The sequence below is a fragment of the Microbacterium sp. X-17 genome (genome assembly GCF_039615055.1).
In genome coordinates, this window is sequence record NZ_JBDHNI010000001.1 from 1,332,731 (window position 1) to 1,352,708 (window position 19,978).

At 70.5% G+C, this 19,978-nt stretch carries 12 protein-coding genes and 1 pseudogene; 6 read left to right on the top strand and 7 right to left on the bottom strand.

Annotation, left to right across the window (positions count from 1 at the left end):
• The first annotated feature begins 8 nt into the window (after positions 1-8).
• The 3 genes from ABCS02_RS06515 (at position 9) to dxs (ending at position 7,360) form a co-directional block, all read left to right on the top strand.
• The gene (locus ABCS02_RS06515; protein WP_345834779.1) at positions 9-2,381 is read left to right on the top strand and encodes an HAD-IC family P-type ATPase; all 2,373 of its coding nucleotides are present in this window, start codon (positions 9-11) and stop codon (positions 2,379-2,381) included.
• A gap of 92 nt (positions 2,382-2,473) precedes the next feature.
• Positions 2,474-5,332, top strand: a complete 2,859-nt coding sequence (acnA, locus tag ABCS02_RS06520; protein ID WP_345834780.1) for an aconitate hydratase AcnA — start codon at positions 2,474-2,476, stop codon at positions 5,330-5,332.
• Positions 5,333-5,410: 78 nt separating this feature from the next.
• Positions 5,411-7,360: a 1-deoxy-D-xylulose-5-phosphate synthase gene (gene dxs / locus ABCS02_RS06525; protein WP_345834781.1), complete on the top strand. Its 1,950-nt coding sequence runs from the start codon at positions 5,411-5,413 to the stop codon at positions 7,358-7,360.
• A 6-nt stretch (positions 7,361-7,366) separates the two neighbouring features.
• Here dxs and ABCS02_RS06530 read toward each other — a convergent pair whose 3' ends face one another.
• Positions 7,367-7,900 carry a dihydrofolate reductase family protein gene (locus tag ABCS02_RS06530; protein WP_345834782.1) on the bottom strand — a complete coding sequence of 178 codons (534 nt, stop codon included), beginning with the start codon at positions 7,898-7,900 and terminating at the stop codon, positions 7,367-7,369.
• 46 nt (positions 7,901-7,946) lie between these two features.
• Here ABCS02_RS06530 and ABCS02_RS06535 point away from each other — a divergent pair, with 46 nt between their 5' ends.
• Complete coding sequence (locus ABCS02_RS06535) at positions 7,947-8,933, top strand: aldo/keto reductase (protein WP_345834783.1); 987 nt, start codon at positions 7,947-7,949, stop codon at positions 8,931-8,933.
• A 65-nt stretch (positions 8,934-8,998) separates the two neighbouring features.
• Here the strand turns inward: ABCS02_RS06535 and ABCS02_RS06540 are convergent, their stop codons facing one another.
• A complete protein-coding gene (locus ABCS02_RS06540) occupies positions 8,999-11,950 on the bottom strand; it encodes a glycoside hydrolase family 2 TIM barrel-domain containing protein (RefSeq protein WP_345834784.1) in 2,952 nt (983 codons plus the stop codon).
• Positions 11,951-12,040: 90 nt separating this feature from the next.
• Here ABCS02_RS06540 and ABCS02_RS06545 point away from each other — a divergent pair, with 90 nt between their 5' ends.
• On the top strand, positions 12,041-12,658 hold the full coding sequence (locus tag ABCS02_RS06545) for a helix-turn-helix domain-containing protein (RefSeq protein ID WP_345834785.1): 618 nt from the start codon (positions 12,041-12,043) through the stop codon (positions 12,656-12,658).
• 33 nt (positions 12,659-12,691) lie between these two features.
• Complete coding sequence (locus ABCS02_RS06550) at positions 12,692-13,588, top strand: formylglycine-generating enzyme family protein (protein WP_345835185.1); 897 nt, start codon at positions 12,692-12,694, stop codon at positions 13,586-13,588.
• Between the two features lie 70 nt (positions 13,589-13,658).
• Here the strand turns inward: ABCS02_RS06550 and ABCS02_RS06555 are convergent, their stop codons facing one another.
• The 5 genes and pseudogenes from ABCS02_RS06555 to ABCS02_RS06575 form a co-directional block, all read right to left on the bottom strand.
• Positions 13,659-14,903, bottom strand: a complete 1,245-nt coding sequence (locus ABCS02_RS06555; protein ID WP_345834786.1) for an arginine deiminase — start codon at positions 14,901-14,903, stop codon at positions 13,659-13,661.
• 57 nt (positions 14,904-14,960) lie between these two features.
• Positions 14,961-16,166 (bottom strand): amino acid permease, encoded by a 1,206-nt coding sequence (locus tag ABCS02_RS06560; protein ID WP_345834787.1) that lies wholly within the window; start codon positions 16,164-16,166, stop codon positions 14,961-14,963.
• Positions 16,093-16,356 (bottom strand): annotated as a pseudogene (locus ABCS02_RS06565) (amino acid permease); the annotation flags it as partial. The pseudogene ABCS02_RS06565 and the gene ABCS02_RS06560, both read right to left, overlap by 74 nt.
• Positions 16,357-16,571: 215 nt before the next feature.
• A complete protein-coding gene (locus tag ABCS02_RS06570; RefSeq protein WP_345834788.1) occupies positions 16,572-18,731 on the bottom strand; it encodes a 3-hydroxyacyl-CoA dehydrogenase NAD-binding domain-containing protein in 2,160 nt (719 codons plus the stop codon).
• 6 nt (positions 18,732-18,737) lie between these two features.
• Positions 18,738-19,946: a thiolase family protein gene (locus ABCS02_RS06575; RefSeq protein WP_345834789.1), complete on the bottom strand. Its 1,209-nt coding sequence runs from the start codon at positions 19,944-19,946 to the stop codon at positions 18,738-18,740.
• Positions 19,947-19,978: the final 32 nt, after the last annotated feature.

A 19,978-nucleotide genomic window follows, 5' to 3' on the forward strand; every position in this document is an offset into this window, starting at 1 on the left:
GGGGAAGGATGCTCGACGCGCAGACCAGGGAAGGCCTGAGCGCCGCGCAGGTGCAGGAGCGCCGGGCGGACGGCCGGGTGAACCTCCAGCGCCAGCCGGGGTCGCGCTCGATCTCCGACATCCTGCGCGAGAACATCTTCACGCTGTTCAACGGCATCCTCACCGGCTGCTTCATCGCCGTGCTGCTGCTCGGCGACCTCCGCGACGGCTTCTTCTACGGAGTCGTCGTCGTCAACGCCCTGATCGGCATCGTGCAGGAGGTGCGGGCCAAGCGCGTGCTCGACCGCGCCGCGCTGCTGGCGGCGCCGGAGAGCCGGGTCCGCCGCGACGGCGCGGTGGTCGCGATCGCCCTGGAGGACGTGGTCCTCGACGACCTCCTGGTGCTGCGTCCGGGGGACCAGATCCCGGCCGACGCGGTGGTGGCCGAGAGCACCGGGCTCTCGCTGGACGAGTCGCTGCTGACGGGGGAGTCCGACCCGGTCTTCAAGGACGAGGGCGCCCAACTGCTCTCCGGCTCGCACGTCGCCACCGGCACTGGCTACGCGATCGTCACGGCGGTGGGCGCCGACTCCTATGCGAGCAAGCTGACCAGCGAGATCCGCCGGCACTCGCTCGTCCACTCCGAGCTGCGCGACGCGACCAACCGCATCCTCGTCTACCTGTCGTGGATCCTCGGCCCGATCATCCTGGTGACGATCATCGGGCGGGTGCTCGCGTACGGCGGGTTCAACGCGCTGTTCACCGACTCGCGCTGGCGGCGCGCGCTGCTGGACGCGGTCGCGGCGGTGGTCGGGATGATCCCCGAGGGCCTGGTGCTGCTGACCAGCCTCGCGTTCGGCGTCGCCGCCATCCAGCTCGCCGCGCGCAAGGTGCTCGTGCAGGAGCTCGCGGCCGTGGAGGTGCTCGCGCGCGTCGACGTGCTCTGCCTCGACAAGACCGGGACGCTCACCAGCGGCGAGCTGGTGCTGGAGGGCACGGAGCCGATCGGGGAGGTCCCGACCGAGCTGGCGGAGATCGCGCTCGCGGCGTTCGGCGCCGACGAGACGGGGAACGCGACCTCCGGCATCCTGTCGACGGGCTTCCGGAGCGACCGGTTCCGCGTCGAGCGGCGCATCCCGTTCAGCTCGTCCACCAAGTACAGCGGGCTCGTCATGCGCGTGGCGGACGAGGAGACGGCGTGGGTGCTCGGCGCTCCCGAGCGCGTGCTGGCCGGGCACGAGGAGTCGCTGCGGCGGGCGACGTCGATCGCGTCGACCGGGCGCAGGACGCTGGCGCTGGCTCAGGCGATCGACCCGCTCCCGCACGGCACGCACGTCCCGCTCGACGGCGTGCGGGTGCAGCCGGCACTGCTGGTCGTGCTGGGCGAGACGCTGCGGCCGGAGGCGCCGGAGACGCTCGGCTACTTCGGCGAGCAGGCGGTCCGCGTCGTCGTGATGTCGGGCGACAACCCGGTCACGGTGGAGGCTATCGCCCGGGCGCTGAACATGGAGGGTGAGGCCGTGGACGCCTCCACCCTGGCGACCGACGACGACCTGGAGGCGGCGCTGGAGCGCTCCAGCATCTTCGGCCGGGTCAGCCCGGAGCAGAAGCGCACGGCGGTCGGCCTGCTGCAGCGCCAGGGCCGCACGGTGGCGATGACCGGCGACGGCGTCAACGACGCCATGGCGATCAAGGACGCGAACCTCGGGATCGCGATGGGGACGGCGACGGCGGCGACCAAGGCCGTCTCCCGTTTGGTGCTGCTCGACAACCGCTTCGACCGGCTGCCGGACGTGCTCGCCTCCGGCCGCCGGGTCATCGCCAACGTGGAGCGGGTCTCCAACATCTTCCTGGCGAAGACGGTCTACGGCATCCTGCTCGCGCTGTTCAGCGCGGTGGTGCTCTGGCCGTTCCCGTTCCTGCCGCGGCAGCTCACGCTGGTCTCGACGCTCGCGATCGGCATCCCCTCCTTCTTCCTCGCGCTGGCGCCCAATAAGCGCATCTACACGCCGGGCGTGCTGTCGCGCATCCTCCGGTACTCCATCCCGACCGGTGTCATCGCGGGCCTGACCGCGGTGGTGGCGTACGCGCCTCTGCACAGCTCCATCCCGCTGCACGAGGCGCGCAGCGTGACCACGCTCGCGCTGTTCTGCGTGTCGCTCTGGATCCTTTGCGTGCTCACCAGGCCGCTCACGACGTGGCGGTGGTTCCTGCTCGGCGGGGTGGCGGCGGCGTTCGTGCTGGTGTGCGTCATCCCGGCGACCGCGAACTTCTTCGAGATGCACCTCTCGCTCGACACGGCGCTGCTCTGGGGGATCGCGGTGGGCGCCGTGGGGGCGGCCGGCATCGAGCTGTTCTACCGGTTCGCCAGGCGGCGCGGCCTGGTGTTCGACCGGGAGTGAACGTGCTAGATTTTATCTTGACGTCAAGATACTTTCCTGAGCCGACCGCTTAGGCTTACCTTGCTGGAAACAGGCTTCGACGCACGACCAAGATGGATGAGGCTCGCGGGACATCGCTCGCCGACGAAGGAGAAGGCACAGTGTCAGCTGTAAACAGTTTCGGTGCGAAGAGCACTCTGACGGTGGGGTCGAAGGACTACACGATCTTCAAGATCGACACGGTCGACGGCTACAAGAAGCTCCCGTTCAGCCTCAAGGTGCTGCTCGAGAACCTCCTGCGCACCGAGGACGGCGCGAACATCACCGCCGACCACATCAACGCCCTCGGCGGCTGGGACCCGCAGGCCGAGCCGGACACCGAGATCCAGTTCACCCCGGCCCGCGTCATCATGCAGGACTTCACCGGCGTGCCCTGCATCGTCGACCTGGCCACCATGCGCGAGGCCGTGTCCTCGCTCGGCGGCGACCCGGACAAGATCAACCCGCTCGCGCCGGCCGAGATGGTCATCGACCACTCCGTCATCGCCGACCTCTTCGGCACCGAGAACGCGCTGGAGCGCAACACCGACATCGAGTACGAGCGCAACGGCGAGCGCTACCAGTTCCTGCGCTGGGGCCAGACCGCGTTCGACGACTTCAAGGTCGTCCCGCCGGGAACCGGCATCGTCCACCAGGTGAACATCGAGTACCTGGCCCGCGTCACGATGACCCGCGAGGTCGGCGGCGAGCTCCAGGCGTACCCCGACACCTGCGTGGGCACCGACTCGCACACCACTATGGTCAACGGCCTCGGCGTGCTCGGCTGGGGCGTCGGCGGCATCGAGGCGGAGGCGGCCATGCTCGGCCAGCCCGTCTCCATGCTCATCCCCAAGGTCGTCGGCTTCAAGCTCACCGGCGCCATTCCGACCGGCGTCACCGCGACCGACGTCGTGCTCACGATCACGCAGATGCTGCGCAAGCACGGCGTTGTCGGCAAGTTCGTGGAGTTCTACGGCGCCGGCGTCGCGGAGGTCCCGCTCGCCAACCGCGCCACCATCGGCAACATGAGCCCGGAGTTCGGCTCCACGGCGGCCATGTTCCCGATCGACGACGTGACCCTCGACTACCTGCGCCTCACCGGCCGCAGCGAGGAGCAGGTCGCCCTGGTCGAGGAGTACTCGAAGGCGCAGAGCCTGTGGCACGACCCGGCCAACGAGCCGGTGTTCTCCGAGTACCTGGAGCTCGACCTCTCGACGGTCGTCCCGTCGATCGCCGGCCCGAAGCGCCCGCAGGACCGCATCGAGCTCAGCGCGGCGAAGACCCAGTTCGAGAAGGACCTGGTCGACTATGCGGACATCTCGCACGATCTGGTCGACCTGACCATCTCGGAGTCCTTCCCGGCCTCCGACCCAGGCGAGCTGCAGCCGGAGGACGGCCACAGCCACCACGTGCACACGCACCACAGCCACGCGCCGAAGACGGCCTCCAGCCCCACCCCGGTGAAGCTGGCGGACGGCACGGACTTCGTGATCGACCACGGTGCGGTCGCCATCGCGGCGATCACCTCGTGCACGAACACGTCGAACCCGTCGGTCATGCTCGCCGCCGGCCTCCTGGCCCGCAACGCGGCCGCGAAGGGTCTCAAGGCCAAGCCGTGGGTCAAGACCACGCTGGCGCCGGGCTCCAAGGTCGTCACCGACTACTACGAGAAGGCCGGCCTGACCAAGGACCTGGAGGCCCTCGGCTTCTACACGGTCGGCTACGGCTGCACCACCTGCATCGGCAACTCGGGCCCGCTGCTGGACGAGATCTCCGCCGCGGTCAACGACAGCGACCTCGCCGTCACGGCCGTCCTCTCGGGCAACCGCAACTTCGAGGGCCGCATCAACCCCGACGTGAAGATGAACTACCTGGCGAGCCCGCCGCTGGTCATCGCGTACGCGCTCGCCGGGTCGATGAACTTCGACTTCGAGGTCGACCCGCTGGGCACCGACTCCGACGGCAACGACATCTTCCTGAAGGACATCTGGCCGGACGCCGCCGAGGTGCAGCAGACGATCGACTCCTCCATCAACGAGGGCATGTTCGTCACCCAGTACGCGTCGGTCTTCGAGGGCGACGAGCGCTGGAAGTCGCTGGCCACCCCGACCGGCTCGGTCTTCGAGTGGGACGAGAAGTCGACCTACGTGCGCAAGCCCCCGTACTTCGACGGGATGACGCTGGAGACCACCCCGGTCACCGACATCACCGGCGCGCGCGTGCTCGCCAAGCTCGGCGACTCGGTCACCACCGACCACATCTCGCCCGCCGGCTCCATCAAGGCGGACAGCCCGGCCGGCCAGTACCTCAACGAGCACGGCATCGACCGCAAGGACTTCAACTCCTACGGCTCGCGCCGCGGCAACCACGAGGTGATGATCCGCGGAACGTTCGCGAACATCCGCCTGCGCAACCAGCTGCTGGACGGCGTCGAGGGCGGTTATACGCGTGACTTCACGCAGGCCGACGGCCCGCAGTCGTTCATCTACGACGCGTCGCAGAACTACCAGGCGCAGGGCACCCCGCTCGTCGTGCTCGGCGGCAAGGAGTACGGCTCCGGCTCGTCGCGCGACTGGGCGGCGAAGGGCACCAGCCTCCTGGGCGTGCGCGCCGTCATCACCGAGAGCTTCGAGCGCATCCACCGCTCGAACCTGATCGGCATGGGCGTCGTCCCGCTGCAGTTCCCGGCCGGCGAGAACGCCGACTCGCTGGGGCTGGACGGCACCGAGTCGTTCTCGATCACCGGGCTGGAGGAGCTCAACGAGGGCCGCACTCCGAAGACGGTGCACGTCGTCGCCGAGCCGACCGAGCAGTCGCCCGCCGGCAAGCAGGTCGTCGAGTTCGACGCGGTGGTCCGGATCGACACGCCAGGTGAGGCCGACTACTACCGCAACGGCGGCATCCTGCAGTACGTGCTGCGGAGCCTGGTGTAACCAGACCGTTGTCAAGGGGAGGCTCGGGATCGTCGGTTCCGAGCCTCCTCCGATTCACACGGTTCTACACTGAAATCCATGAGCATCCTCGAAACCATCCACGGGCCGCGTGATCTCGACCGGCTCACGGAACGGGAGCTCGACCAGCTCGCTGCCGAAGTGCGGGCGTTCCTGGTCGCCAACGTCGCAAAGACCGGCGGCCACCTGGGGCCGAACCTCGGCGTGGTCGAGACGACGATCGCCATCCACCGGGTGTTCGACTCGCCGCGGGACGCGATCGTGTTCGACACCGGGCACCAGTCGTACGTCCACAAGCTGCTCACCGGGCGCCAGGACTTCTCCCGGCTGCGCCAGCGCGGCGGCCTCGCCGGCTACCCGCAGCGCTCGGAGTCCGAGCACGACATCGTCGAGAGCTCGCACGCGTCGTCGTCGCTGAGCTGGGCGGACGGCATCTCGCGCGCCTTCGAGATGACGGGCCAGAACGACCGCCACGTCGTCGCGGTGGTCGGCGACGGCGCGCTCACGGGCGGGATGACGTGGGAGGCGCTCAACAACATCTCCGACGACAACAACCGCCGGCTGATCATCATCGTCAACGACAACGGCCGCTCCTACGCGCCGACGATCGGCGGCATGGCGCGCTTCCTCAACACGGTGCGCACCCGGCGCGGCTACCGCAACCTGTACCTCAGCAGCCGCAAGGCCTTCGACAAGCTCGGCTCTCCCGGTCAGTCGCTGTACCGCGGCGTCCGCGGCGGGCTGCACGGCTTCCTCAGCCGGTTCTCCAACAACGAGTCGCTGTACTCGAACCTCGACATCAAGTACATCGGGCCGGTGCACGGCCACGACATCGGGGCGATGGAGGAGGCGCTGCGCCAGGCGAAGAACTACGGCGCCCCGGTCATCGTTCACGCGATCACCCAGAAGGGCCGCGGCTACGAGCCGGCGCTGCGCGACGCCGCCGACCAGTTCCACGCGGTCGGCCAGATCGACCCGGAGACCGGTGAGGCCCTGGAGAGCTCGACGGCGCCGAGCTGGACCGGGGTGTTCGCGGACGAGATCGTGACGCTGGCCGAGAAGAACCCGAAGCTCGTCGGCATCACCGCCGCGATGCTGCGGCCGACCGGCCTCCACAAGTTCGCCGAGCGGTTCCCGGACCGCGTGCACGATGTCGGCATCGCCGAGCAGCACGCGGCGACGAGCGCCGCCGGCCTGGCGTTCGGCGGCCTCCACCCGGTCGTCGCCATCTATGCGACGTTCATCAACCGGGCGTTCGACCAGGTGCTGATGGATGTGGCGCTGCACAAGGCGGGCGTGACGTTCGTGCTCGACCGCGCCGGGGTCACCGGGCCGGACGGGCCGAGCCACCACGGCATCTGGGACCTGGCGATCCTGCAGGTGGTCCCCAACATCCGGCTCGCCGCTCCGCGCGACGGCTCCCGGTTCCGCGAGGAGCTGGCGGAGGCGGTCGCGGTGGACGACGCTCCGACGGTGCTGCGCTTCCCGAAGGGGAACGTGCAGCCGGACATCCCGGCCATCCGGCGCCTGGAGGACGGCGTGGACGTGCTGCGCGAGTCGGACAGCAAGGACGTGCTGCTGGTGACGGTGGGGCCGATGGCCGACCTGGGCTTGAAGGTCGCGGACCGGCTGGCGGCGCAGGGGATCGGCGCGACCGTCGTGGACCCGCGCTGGGTCGTCCCTGTACCCCGCAGCATCCTGAGCCTGGCCGCCGACCACCGCATCGTGGTGACGATCGAGGACGGCATCCGGGTCGGCGGGATCGGCACGCGCGTGCGCCAGGACCTCCGCGAGGCCGGCATCGACACCGCGGTGGACGAGCTCGGGCTGCCGGACGCGTTCATCGACCACGCCACGCGCAGCCAGATCCTGGACGACGCGGGGCTCACCCCGCAGAAGATCGCGCGCGACCTGGTCGCGCAGGTGCTGGGCAGCCGCATCCCGATCGCCCGCCCGCTGCCCGCGGACGAGCCCGCCGAGGGCGTGGAGGCCAAGAAGCGCCGCGCCTGACCGGCGTCAGGCGAAGCGGTAGACGTGCTCGACGGCGCCGGACGGGAAGGTCTTGGTTCCGGAGAGCACGAGCGGCCGGGACGCCTCGGCGACCGGCAGCAGGGGCTTGCCCGCGCCGACCAGCACCGGCACGTAGGTGATGTGCAGCTCGTCGATCAGGCCGCGGTCGGCGAACTGGGCCGCGAGCGCCCCGCCGCCGACCATCCAGACGTCGCGGTCGTCGGCGGCGTCCCGGAGCTCGGCGTCGAGCTGGGCGATGTCGCCGGAGAAGAACGTGACGACCGCGCCCTCCGGAACCGGCAGCGAGCGGTGGGTGACCACCCAGGTGGGGATGTCCTGGTACGGCCACGGCCCCTGCTCGCCGAGCACGAACTCGTACGTCGTCGCGCCCATCACGAGCGCGCCGATGCCGGAGATGAACTGCTGGTAGTGCTCGTCGAACTCCTCGAAGCCGAACTGCATGAGCCACTCGATGCGGTCGTGCACGTCGGCGATGAAGCCGTCGATGGAGGAGGCGACGTAGTACTTCGTGAGGGCCATGCCGCGACCGTACCAGCCGCCGGGGACACGGGGATATCGTGAGGGCATGGCACTGATGACGATCACACTGGGTACGGAGAAGCTCGAGGTCTCGCGACTCGGCCTCGGCTGCATGGGGATGAGCGCGTTCTACACCGGCGCCGGCGACGACGACGCCGGCTCGATCCGGACCATCCATAGGGCCATGGACCTCGGGGTCACCTTCTTCGACACCGCCGAGATCTACGGCCCGTACACGAACGAGGAGCTGCTGGCCCGCGCCTTCGCCGGCGGCCGCCGCGACAAGGTGGTCATCGCCACCAAGTTCGGCACCATCCTGCACCGGTCCAAGAACGAGCGCGGCCTCGACGGGTCGCCGGAGAACGTCCGGCTCTCGGTCGAGGGCTCGCTGAAGCGGCTGCAGACCGACCACATCGACCTCTACTATCAGCACCGGATGGACCCGGGCACGCCGATCGAGGAGACCGTCGGCGCGCTGAAGGAGCTGATCGAGGAGGGCAAGATCCGGCACTACGGGCTGTCCGAGGCCGCTCCGGAGACCATCGTGCGCGCCAACGCGGTGCACCCGGTGACGGCGGTGCAGACCGAGTACTCGCTCTGGACGCGCGACCCGGAGGCGGAGGTGCTGCCCACCGTGCGCGAGCTCGGCATCGGCTTCGTGCCGTACTCGCCGCTCGGCCGCGGCTTCCTCACCGGCTCGATCCGTTCGCTCGACCAGCTCGCCGAGGACGACTTCCGCCGCTTCAACCCGCGGTTCGAGGGCGACAACCTGGAGGCCAACATCCGCATCGTGGAGCAGGTCGACGAGGTCGCGCGCGAGGCCGGGGCCAAGCCGGGCCAGGTGGCGCTCGCGTGGCTGCTCTCGCGCGGCGACGACCTCGCGCCCATCCCCGGCACGCGCCGCGTCGAGAACCTGGAGCAGAACGTCGCCGCCGCCGACCTCGACCTCACCCCCGAGCAGCTCGCGCGCCTCGACGCCGTAGCCGCCCCGGTCGGCGACCGCTACGCGGACATGAGCCCCCTCAACAAGTAAGGCAGCGAGGGGTCGCAACACGCCGCTTCGTCCCGCGCGAAGCGGCGTGTTGCGACCCCTGTGCGTCAGGCGCGGAAGCGGAGGCGGAGGGTGCGGGCCTCGGGACGGAGGGCGAAGGCCGGCCAGACGTCCGGCCCGCACGCGCGGGAGCCGAGGCCGTGCTGGGCGGCGTCCACGAACAGGTAGGTGGTGTCCGACTCCGGCAGCTCGTGCGGGTGGCCCGCGGCGGCGACCTGCTGCGGCGTGTGCCGGGACAGCGAGAAGCCGGGGAGCCGGCCGCGGCCGTCCGGGAGCGCGGTGAAGCCGAACGCGCCCAGGTCGACCTCCCGCACGGCCGAGCGGTGGCCGGTCTCCTGCGGGCGGGCGTACTCCACGTTCAGCTCGGCCACGGTGGCGCGGAACCGGCCGACGTACGCGGCGCGGGTGCTGTCGGAGTAGGACTCCAGCGGGCCGGCGCCGAACCACTCGGCGCCTTCGACCACGCCATCACGGTCGGGGAGGTCGAAGCGCACGCCGATCCGCGGCCACACGCTGGGCCAGCCGGAGGACGGCTCGATCTCCACACGGAGGTCGAGCTCGCCGTCGTCCAGCGTCCAGACGGTCTCGACGGTGACGGAGGCCACGGCGTTCGCCGCGGAGACCCGCGTGATCGTCCGGAGGGCGTCCTCCGCCTCGTGCACCGCGACCAGCCGGTGGGTCAGCCGGTCGAGGCCCTGCTCCCGCCAGAGGCTCGCACTGGAGACGCCGACGGTGCTCGCGTCGCTGGCGGCGAGGTCGCCGTAGGCCGCGCCCTCGTCGTTGTCGGTCGGCGCGCGGAACAGCTCCAGCCTCGGGCCGGCGACCGCGCGACCGCCGAGCGAGACGAGCCGGCCGCGGACGAAGGAGGCCGGGCCGAGCGTGAGCGTGCCCTCGGCCTCCCGCCAGTCGATGGGCCGTGCGGTGGGACGGGGACGCCGCGGCGCCGAGCGGTCGAGCTGTGCCCGGGCGACGACGTGCCCGGCCGGCGCCCACGCCGATTCGGAGGCGAGCACCGCCGTCACCGTGAGCCAGGTCTCGGCATCCTCCGCGACCGGGACCGCGGGCAGCGGCAGCCGCACCGACTCGCCGGCCTCCACCACCGGGAGGTCGAGCGTCCCGGAGGCCGCCTCGCGCCCGTCGTGCTCGACCGTCCAGCGCAGCGCCAGGTCGGCGGTGCTCGCGCTGTGCCGCCGGTTCGTCACGACCAGGTCGCCGCCGTCGAACGTCAGCGCGACCGGCTGAGCCACGGCCTTGAACTCGTGCAGGCCGGGGGTGGGCACGTCGTTCGAGAGCACCATGCCGTCCATCACGAAGTTGCCGTCGTGGACGACCTCCCCGAAGTCGCCGCCGTACGCGTAGAAGGGGGTGCCGTCCGCGGTGCGGGTGAGGAGGCCGTGGTCGCGCCACTCCCACACGAAGCCGCCGTGGAGGCGGGGGTGCGCGTCCACGAGCGCCTCGTACTGGTCGAGCGCGCCGGGCCCATTGCCCATCGCATGCGCGTACTCGCAGAGGATGAACGGCTTGGTCCGCTGCCGCGCGCCCTGCGCCGGCGTGCAGCCGAGCAGCGGCGCGAGCGAGCCGTCCGTGCCGATCTGCTCGGTCTCCGGGATGGACGAGTACATACGCGAGTAGACGTCGGTGTACTCGCCGGTGTAGTCGCCCTCGTAGTGCACCGGGCGCCCGGGATCGCGGTCGTGCGCCCAGGCGGACATCGCGGCGAGGTTCGCGCCGGTGCCGGACTCGTTGCCGAGCGACCACATCACGATCGCGGGATGGTTCTTGTCGCGCTCCACGGTGCGCCGGATGCGGTCGAGGTAGGCGTCGCGCCAGCGCGGGTCGTCGCTCGGGTTGTCCCGCCAGCCGGCCTTCTCGAAGCCGTGCGTCTCCAGGTCGCACTCCAGGATCACCCAGAAGCCCAGCTCGTCGGCGAGGTCGAGCAGGCGCGGGTGCGGCGGATAGTGGCTGGTGCGGATGGCGTTCACGTTGAACTGCTTCATCAGGATCAGGTCGGCGCGGGCGTGCTCCTCGTCGAACACGCGGCCGCGCTCGGGGTGGGTCTCGTGGCGGTTCATCCCGTGGAAGACGACCCGCCGGCCGTTGACGAGGAACCGGTCGCCGCGGATCTCGACGGTGCGGAAGCCGAGGCGGAGGGAGACGGTCTCGCCCTGCGCGGCGACGGTGGCGTCGTGGAGCCGCGGGGTCTCCGCCGTCCACGGGTCCACCTCGCCGACCGTGACGGGGGCGACGTCGGCCGGGGTCGGCCAGACGACCTCCACGCCCAGCTCGGGAATGCGCAGGACGACCGGGAAGGCGGCTTCCGCGGCGGTCACCTCCGGAAGGACCGTCCCCGCGCCGTCTGCGAAGGCGGTGCGCAGCCACACATCCTCCAGCCCCCCTGCGGGCCGCGCGCTGAGCGTCACGTCGCGGAAGATGCCGGGCAGCCACCACTGGTCCTGGTCCTCCAAGTAGCTCGCGGCCGACCACTGATGCACGCGCACGGCGAGCAGGTTGCCCTCCGCACGCACCTGGTCGGTCACGTCGAACTCGTGGGCGAGCCGGCTGCCGCTCGCCGAGCCGACCTCCGCGCCGTTCAGCCACACCCGGTAGAGCGACTCCACGCCGTCGAAGCGCAGCACGATGCGCGCGTCCGCGGGCCACTCGGCCGGCAGGTCGAAGCGGCGCCGGTAGTCGCCGGTCGGGTTCTCGTCCGGCACGAACGGCGGCTCGATCGGGAACGGGTACTGCACGTTGGTGTAGATCGGGCGCCCGTACCGGCCGTCGCCGTGCAGGACCCAGTGCGCCGGGACGGGGAGGGCGTCCCAGCCGGCGTCGTCCAGGTCGGTGCGGGCGACGTCGTCGGGGAGGTCGGCGGTGGGGGAGAGTCGGAACCGCCAGTCGCCGTTCAGCGAGAGCGACGGCGCGTCGGAGTGCAGCCAAGACCGCGGCGCGAGGGCGCCGGAGGAGGGTGCGGTGTCGGCGAGAAGGGCGGGAGACGGCACGGGGGACTCCTGATCGTCACTGCGGCGTGGAAGGACTAGCATCGACCGTAGTCGAAAATGGTTCGACTGACCTAATTTGGAGGCGGGCACGTGGACGTACCCGAAGAACCCGCTCGCCGCCGGGGGCCGTACGCGAAGTCCGCGGAGCGGCGGCAGCAGATCGTGGATGAGGCGTACCGCGTGTTCGCCACCCGCGGCTACCACGGCAGCTCCCTGCGCGAGATCGCCGCGGCGGCCGGCATCGGGTTGAGCACCCTCCAGCACCATTTCGGCGGCAAGGAGGACCTGCTGCTCGCGGTGCTCGCACGTCGTGACGAGCTGGGCGGGGACGTCGACACCTCGGGCGGCCGGCTGCACGACGACCTCCCGTTCCCCGACAGCATCGTCGCCCAGGCCCTGCGCAACGAGGGCATCCCCGGGCTGATCGCGCTTTACAGCATCCTCGCCGCCGAGGCGACCAGGCCCGAGCATCCCGGCCACGACTACTTCCTCGGCCGGTACGCCGGGATGCAGGAGTCCTACGAACGCGAGTTCGCCGCGCTCGCCGCGGCCGGTCGGCTCCGCGCGGGCGTCGACCCGGCGCTCGCCGCGGCGACGGTGGTGGCGCTGTGGGAGGGCATCCAGCTCCAGTGGCTCTACACCCCCGAGCGGATCGACGCGGCCGCGGCCCTGCGCGGCTACCTCGACCTGGTGCTGGTCACCGGCTGACCGGCGGCGCGGTAGCGTTGCCGTGTGGACGACATGGTGCGCATCGACGGCGGGACCTTCCGGATGGGGAGCGACGAGTTCTACCCGGACGAGCAGCCGGTCCACGAACGCACCGTGGACAGCTACCTCATCGACCGGTACGCGGTCACCAACGCGGACTTCGCCCGGTTCGTGGACGCGACCGGCTACGTGACGGTGGCCGAGCGCCCGATGGACCCGGCCGACTACCCGGGGGTCGCGCCGGAGGACCTGGTGCCCGGCGCGATGGTGTTCACCGCGTCCGCCGGACCGGTCGACCTGCGCGACTGGCGGCAGTGGTGGCGCTGGGAGCCCGGAGCGCACTGGCGGCACCCGGAGGGCGTGGACTCGGGCATCGACGACCGGATGGACCACCCGGTCGTGCAGGTCGCGTTCGAGGACGCGTCCGCGTACGCGGCGTGGGCGGGCAAGCGGCTCCCCACGGAGGCCGAGCACGAGTTCGCGGCGCGCGGCGGGGTCGACGGGGCGCGCTTCGCCTGGGGCGAGGAGGCGTACCCGGGCGGCGAGGCGCAGGCGAACTCCTGGATCGGGAGCTTCCCCTACGACAACCGGGGCCGCTTCGGCGCGACGACGGCGCCGGTCGGCTCGTATCCGGCGAACGGCTACGGCCTCTACGACATCATCGGCAACACCTGGGAGTGGACGAGCGACTACTACGCGCCCCGCCACGTCGTGCCGGGCCAGGAGGCCGTGGACGCCGGCGCGCGCGTCAACCTGCTCGCGTCCGCCAGCGCCGAGCCGGGGTCGCGCATCCCGCGCCGGGTGCTGAAGGGCGGCTCCTACCTGTGCTCGCCGGACTACTGCCTGCGCTTCCGCCCGGCGGCGCGCTCGCCGCAGGCCGACGACACCGCGACCACGCACATCGGCTTCCGCTGCGCCGCCGACGTCTGAGCGAGCCGCCGAGGGGCACGTCGTTGTCGCTTTTCGGTGCGAGAAGTGACAACGACGTGCCCCTCGGCGACTAGAAGTCGACGGGGTCGCGCAGGAGCGGGCAGGTCATGCAGTGGCCGCCGCCGCGGCCGCGGCCGAGCTCGGCGCCGACGACCGGGATGACCTCGACGCCCGCCCGGCGCAGCGCGTCGTTGGTGGCGGTGTTGCGGTCGTAGGCGTAGACGACGCCCGGCCGCAGCGCCACGGCGTTGTTGCCGCTGTCCCACTGCTGGCGCTCGGTCTCGTAGTTGTCTCCGGCGGTCTCGATCACGCGCAGCTTCGGGAGGCCGAGGGCGCCCGCGACGACGTCCACGAACGCGCGACCGTCCTCGTCGATGACCTCGACGGGGTTCGCGCCGGTGCCGGGACGCAGCGTGAAGGTGTGCACGCGGTCCATGATCGCCGGGTACAGCGTCACCAGGTCGCGGTCGGCGAACGTGAGCACGGTGTCGAGGTGCATGGCCGAGCGGAGCTTCGGCATGCCGGCGACGATGACCTGCTCGGCCGCGCCCGCCGCGAAGAGCGCCGCCGCGGTCTGCGTGATCGCCTGCCGGGAACTGCGCTCGCTCATGCCGATGAGCACGGCTCCGTTGCCCACGGGCATGACGTCGCCGCCCTCCAGGGTCGCCTGCCCCCAGTCTTGCTCGGGGTCGCCCCACCACACCCGCGCGCCCGCGAACGCCGGGTGGAACAGGTAGATCGCCTTCATGAGCAGCGTCTCGTCGTGACGCGCCGGCCAGTAGAGCGGATTGAGGGTGACGCCGCCGTAGATCCACGACGTCGTGTCGCGCGTGTACAGCGTGTTCGGCAGCGGCGGCATCAGGTACTCCTGCACGCCCGTCGACTCGCGGGCGAGCGCGACGTAGCCGGTGCGGTAGTCCTCGGGGAGGTCGGCGGTGGAGAGGCCGCCGATGAGGAACTCGGCCAGCCGCTCGGCGGGGAGCGACTCCAGGAACGCCCGGGTGCCCTCCACGAGCCCCAGCCCGACCTCGTTCGGGACGACCTTGCGGTCGAGCAGCCACGCCCGCGCCTCCGGCCGCGCGACGGTCTCGGCGAGCACCTGGTGCAGTTCCAGCACCTCGACGTCGTGGGAGCGCAGGTCGGCCACGAAGGCGGCGTGGTCGCGCTTGGCGTTCTCGACCCACATCACGTCGTCGAACAGGAGGTCGTCGGCGTTCGTCGGCGTGAGCCGGTGGTGCGCGAGCCCGGGCGAGGCGACGAGCACCCGCCGCAGCTGCCCGACCTCCGAGTGGACGCCGAATGTCGTGTCGGTCACAGTGTTCTCCTTGCGTGTGGGGCGTGGTGGTGGTCGATTCGAGGCCGTCGTGGGTCGTCACAGCGTGATCCAGCCGACCGAGAGGGCGACGATACCGGCGATCGCGCCCAGCACCGAGACGGCGAGGATCACCAGCTCGCGGCCGGAGAAGAGCTTCCGGCCCTGCTCCCGGCGCACCATGACGAACAGGATGGTCGCCGGCGCGTAGACGATGAAGGACAGCAGCACGAACGTCAGGCCGGCCGCGAACAGCAGGAACGCCGTGTAGACCGTCGCGAGGATCGTCACGACCAGGTCGCGGCCCCAGCCGCGCGGCTGTTCGACGTAGCTCTCCCTGGTCAGCACGAGCTTGAGCGCGTACAGCGCGGCGAGGAAGAACGGGATGAGCGTGAGGGCGCTGGTGAGGTCGAGCGCCAGGTCCAGCGCGTTGTGCGCGAAGTAGAGGATCACCAGCACGGCCTGCACGAACAGGGCCGTGAGCAGCAGGGCGTTCACCGGCACGTCCTGTTTGTTCGCCCGGCCCAGGAACCGCGGCATGTCGTGGTCCTGCGCGGCCACGAACAGCACTTCGGCCGCCATGAGCGACCAGGCCAGGTAGGCGCCGAGCACCGACACGATGAGGCCGATGCTCACGAACCAGGCGCCCCACGGCCCGACCGCGGCCTCCAGCACCCCGGCCATCGACGGCTGGCGGAGCTTGGCGATCTCGCCCATGGGCAGGACGCCGTAGGACACGATCGTGACCGACGCGAACACCGCGAACACGCTCACGAAGCCGAGGATCGTGGCGCGTCCCACGTCCGCCCGGCGCTTGGCGTGCCGGGAGTACGTGCTCGCGCCCTCCACGCCGAGGAAGACGAAGACGGTGACCAGCATGGTGCCGCGCACCTGGTCGAACAGCGAGCCCGCGTAGTCCGCGCCGCCCCAGTTGGCGGCGAACACGTCGGGTTTGAACACGAACAGCGCGAGCAGGATGAAGATGATGATGGGCACGATCTTCGCGACCGTGACGATGCGGTTGATCGCCGCGGCCTCCTTGATGCCGCGGCGGATGAGGAGGAAGAACCCCCAGAGCGCGACCGAGGAGATCCCGATCGCGAGGACGGTGTCGCCGTTGCCCGAACGCCGGGACGACCGCCCCGATCGTGGACATGATGAAGACCCAGTAGAAGACCAGGCCGACGGCGGCGCTTGCCCAGTAGCCGAACGCGGAGAAGAAGCCGAGGTACTCGCCGAAGCCGGCCTTGGCGTAGGCGTAGACACCGGCGTCGAGCTTCGGCTTGCGGTTGGCCAGGAGCTGGAAGACGAACGCCAGCATGAGCATGCCCGCACCCGCGATGGACCAGGCGATGAGGGCGCCGGCGACCCCGGTCTCCTGGGCGAACCGCCGGGGGAGCGAGAAGACGCCCGCGCCGACCATGCTGCCGACGACCATGCCGGTCATCGTGAGCATCGAGAGCTTCACCGGGGCGGACAGTCCCGTCTGCGACGCTGCCTTCTGATCCGTCACGAGGCCCCCCAATTTCGCACACCAGTGAGATATACGAACCGTAACGACGCGCTTTCCCCACGGTCAAGACCCGTCGCGGGTGAAAAAACGAAACCGCCGAGTACGCGAAGAATCTGCGTACTCGGCGGTTCCGGCCGGATTTCGGGCGTACTCGCCGGTTAGGCGGCGGCCTCCACGGGGGCGGTGACGCCGCGGACGGGCGGGTGCTGGAAGGTGTCTCCGAAGACGCGCTCGGAGGCGCCGACCCGGTCGAGGTACGGCGTGATGCCGCCCATCTGGAACGGGAAGCCCGCGCCGAGGATCATGCAGAGGTCGATGTCCTCCGGCGCCTCGACCACGTGGTCGTCCACGAGCATGCGGTGGATCTCGTCGGCGAGGCCGTCCTCCAGCCGGCGCAGGATCTCCTGCTCCGTCCAGGGGTTCTTGCCGCCGGCCAGGATCTTGGCCGCGCCCTTGTCGAGGCCCTTCACCTTGCCTTTGGAGTCCTTCTCCAGGAGGGTGCCGTACTCCGCCAGGCGGTGCAGGTTCTCGCTCCGGTAGAACCGGTCCGGGAAGGCCGCGTGGTGCGTGTCGAGCACGTGCGCGCCGACCTTCAGGCCGACCAGGTCGAGCAGGACGGAGGGCGCCATCGGCAGGCCCAGCGGCGCGAACGCCTTGTCCACGGTGTCGAACGGCGTGCCGTCGTCCACCGCGTGCATCGCCTCGCCGAGGATCTTCGCCAGCACCCGGTTCACGACGAACCCGGGGGTGTCGGCGGTGATGACCGCGTTCTTCTTGAGCGCGGCCGCCGTGACCATCGCCGTGGACAGCGTGGCGTCGTCCGTGAGCGGCGTCTTCACGACCTCGATCAGCGGCATGACCGCGACCGGGGTGAAGAAGTGGAAGCCCACCAGGCGCTCGGGGTGCTTCAGCTTGGCGCCGATCTGCTCCACGGAGAGCGAGGAGGTGTTGGTCGCCAGCACGGCCTCGTCCGAGAGGTACTGCTCGACCTCCGCGAAGACGTCCTGCTTGACGGTCAGCTCCTCGAAGACTGCTTCGATGACCCAGTCGCAGTCCGCGAAGTCGGCCTTGTCGGTCGTCCCGGTGACGAGGGCGCGCAGGCGGTTGGCCTCGTCGGGGGAGATGCGGCCCTTCTCCTGGAGCTTGCCGATCTCGTCGTGGATGTACGCCACGCCCTTGTCGACGTGCGCCTGGTCGAGGTCGGTGATGACCACGGGCACCCGCAGCCGGCGGACGAACAGCAGCGCGAACTGGCTGGCCATGTAGCCGGCGCCGATGACGCCGATCTTGGTGACCTTCTTCGCCAGAGCCTTGTCCGGCGCGCCCGCGGGCCGCTTGGCGCGCTTCTGCACCAGGTTGAACGCGTAGATGCTGGCCTGGAACTGGTCGCCGGAGATGAGCTCCGCGAGCGCGTCGTCCTCCAGCTCGAAGCCGGCGGCGCGGTCGTTCGACTTGGCGGCCTTCAGGAGGTCGAGCGCCTTGTACGGCGACTTCGGGACGGTGCCGATGCGGCTCTCCAGCATCTTGCGGGCGACGCCGATGGCGACGTCCCACTTGACCATCCGCTCGACCTTGCCCGGCACGTTCGGCCGCTTGACCTCGACCGCGCCGGTGAGCACCTTGTCGGCCCAGAGCAGCGAGTCCTCCAGGAAGGTCGCCGAGTCGAAGATCGCGTCGGCGATCCCGAGGTCGAAGACCTCCTGCGGCTTCAGCATCCGGTTCTGCTTGAGCGGGTTCTCGACGACGACCTTGAGGGCGTTCTCGATGCCGATCAGGTTCGGGAGGATGGTCGCGCCGCCCCAGCCCGGGATCAGGCCGAGGAAGACCTCGGGCAGGGCGAACGCGGCCGCGTTGCGGTCGATGGTGCGGTAGTCGGCGTTCAGGCCGATCTCCACGCCGCCGCCGAGCGCGAGGCCGTTCGTGAACACGAACGACGGGACGCCGAACGTCGCCTGCTTGCCGAGCACGTAGTGGCCGAGCTGGGGGAGCAGCTTGGCGACCTCCACGCTCGGGATGTCGCCGACCCGGCTGAGGTCGGCGCCCGCGGCGAGGATGAACGGCTTGCCGGTGACGGCGACCGCGTCGATCTCGCCGCGCGCGGCGCGCTCGGTCAGCGCGTCGAAGGTGCGGCCGAGCTCCAGGAGCGTGGCCGGGCCCATCGTGTTCGGGCGGGTGTGGTCGCGGCCGTTGTCGAGCGTGACCAGCGCGAGGGTCTTGCCGCTGGGCAGCGGCACGTCCTTCACGTAGGAGTGGGTGACGACCTCGTCGGAGGTGAGCTCGACGAGCGGGGAGAAGTCGATGGTGCTGTAGTCGGTCACTGGTGCTCAGCCCTTCTTCGCCGCGCGCTTGCTGTAGTGGGGGTTCTCCCAGATCACGGTGCCGCCCTGGCCGAGGCCGACGCACATCGCGGTGAGTCCGTAGCGGACCTCCGGGTGCTCCTCGAACTGGCGGGCGAGCTGGATCATCAGGCGCACGCCGCTCGCGGCGAGCGGGTGGCCGATCGCGATCGCGCCGCCCCACTTGTTGACGCGGGGGTCGGCGTCGTCGATGCCGAAGTGGTCGAGGAACGACAGCACCTGGATCGCGAACGCCTCGTTCAGCTCGAACAGGCCGATGTCCTCGATGGTCAGGCCGGCCTTGCGGAGCGCCTTCTCGGTGGAGGGGACCGGGCCGATGCCCATGATCTCCGGCTCGACACCGGCGAACGCGAAGCTGACCATGCGCATCTTGGGCGTCAGGCCGAACTCCTTGACGGCGTCGGAGGACGCCAGCAGGCTCGCGGTCGCGCCGTCGGTCAGCGGCGACGCGTTTCCCGCGGTCACCCGGCCGTGCGGGCGGAACGGGGTCTTCAGCGTGGCGAGTCCCGCCATCGTGGTCTCCGGGCGCATGCCCTCGTCCTGCGTGGCGAGGCCCCACCCCTCCTCGGAGCGGATCGCGACCGGCACGAGGTCCGGCTGCAGCTTGCCCGCGGCGTACGCGGCGGCGGTCTTCTGCTGGCTGCCGAGGGCGAACCGGTCGGAGCGCTCCTTGGTGAGCGCGGGGAACCGGTCGTGGATGCGCTCGGCGGTCATGCCCATGTTGAGCGCGTCCTCGGCGACCATGCGCTCCGAGAGGAAGCGCGGGTTCGGGTCGGCGCCGAAGCCCATCGGGTGCCGGCCCATGTGCTCCACACCGCCGGCGATCACCAGGTCGTAGCTGCCGAACGCGATCCCGGAGCCGAGCGTGGTGACGCTGGTCATCGCGCCGGCGCACATCCGGTCGATCGCGAAACCGGGCACCGACTTCGGCAGCCCGGCCAGGAGCGCCGCCGTGCGGCCCAGGGTCAGGCCCTGGTCGCCCTGCTGCGTCGTCGCCGCGATGGCGACATCGTCGATGCGCTCCTTGGGCACGTTCGGATTCCGCTCCAGCAGGCCGATCATGGCCTTGACGACCAGGTCGTCGGCGCGAGTGTTCCAGTACTGCCCTTTTTCGCCCGCACGTCCAAACGGAGTGCGGACTCCGTCGACGAACACGACATCCGTTCTATCGGCCACAGTGCCTCCCAAATCAGGTCGCTGACGATCCT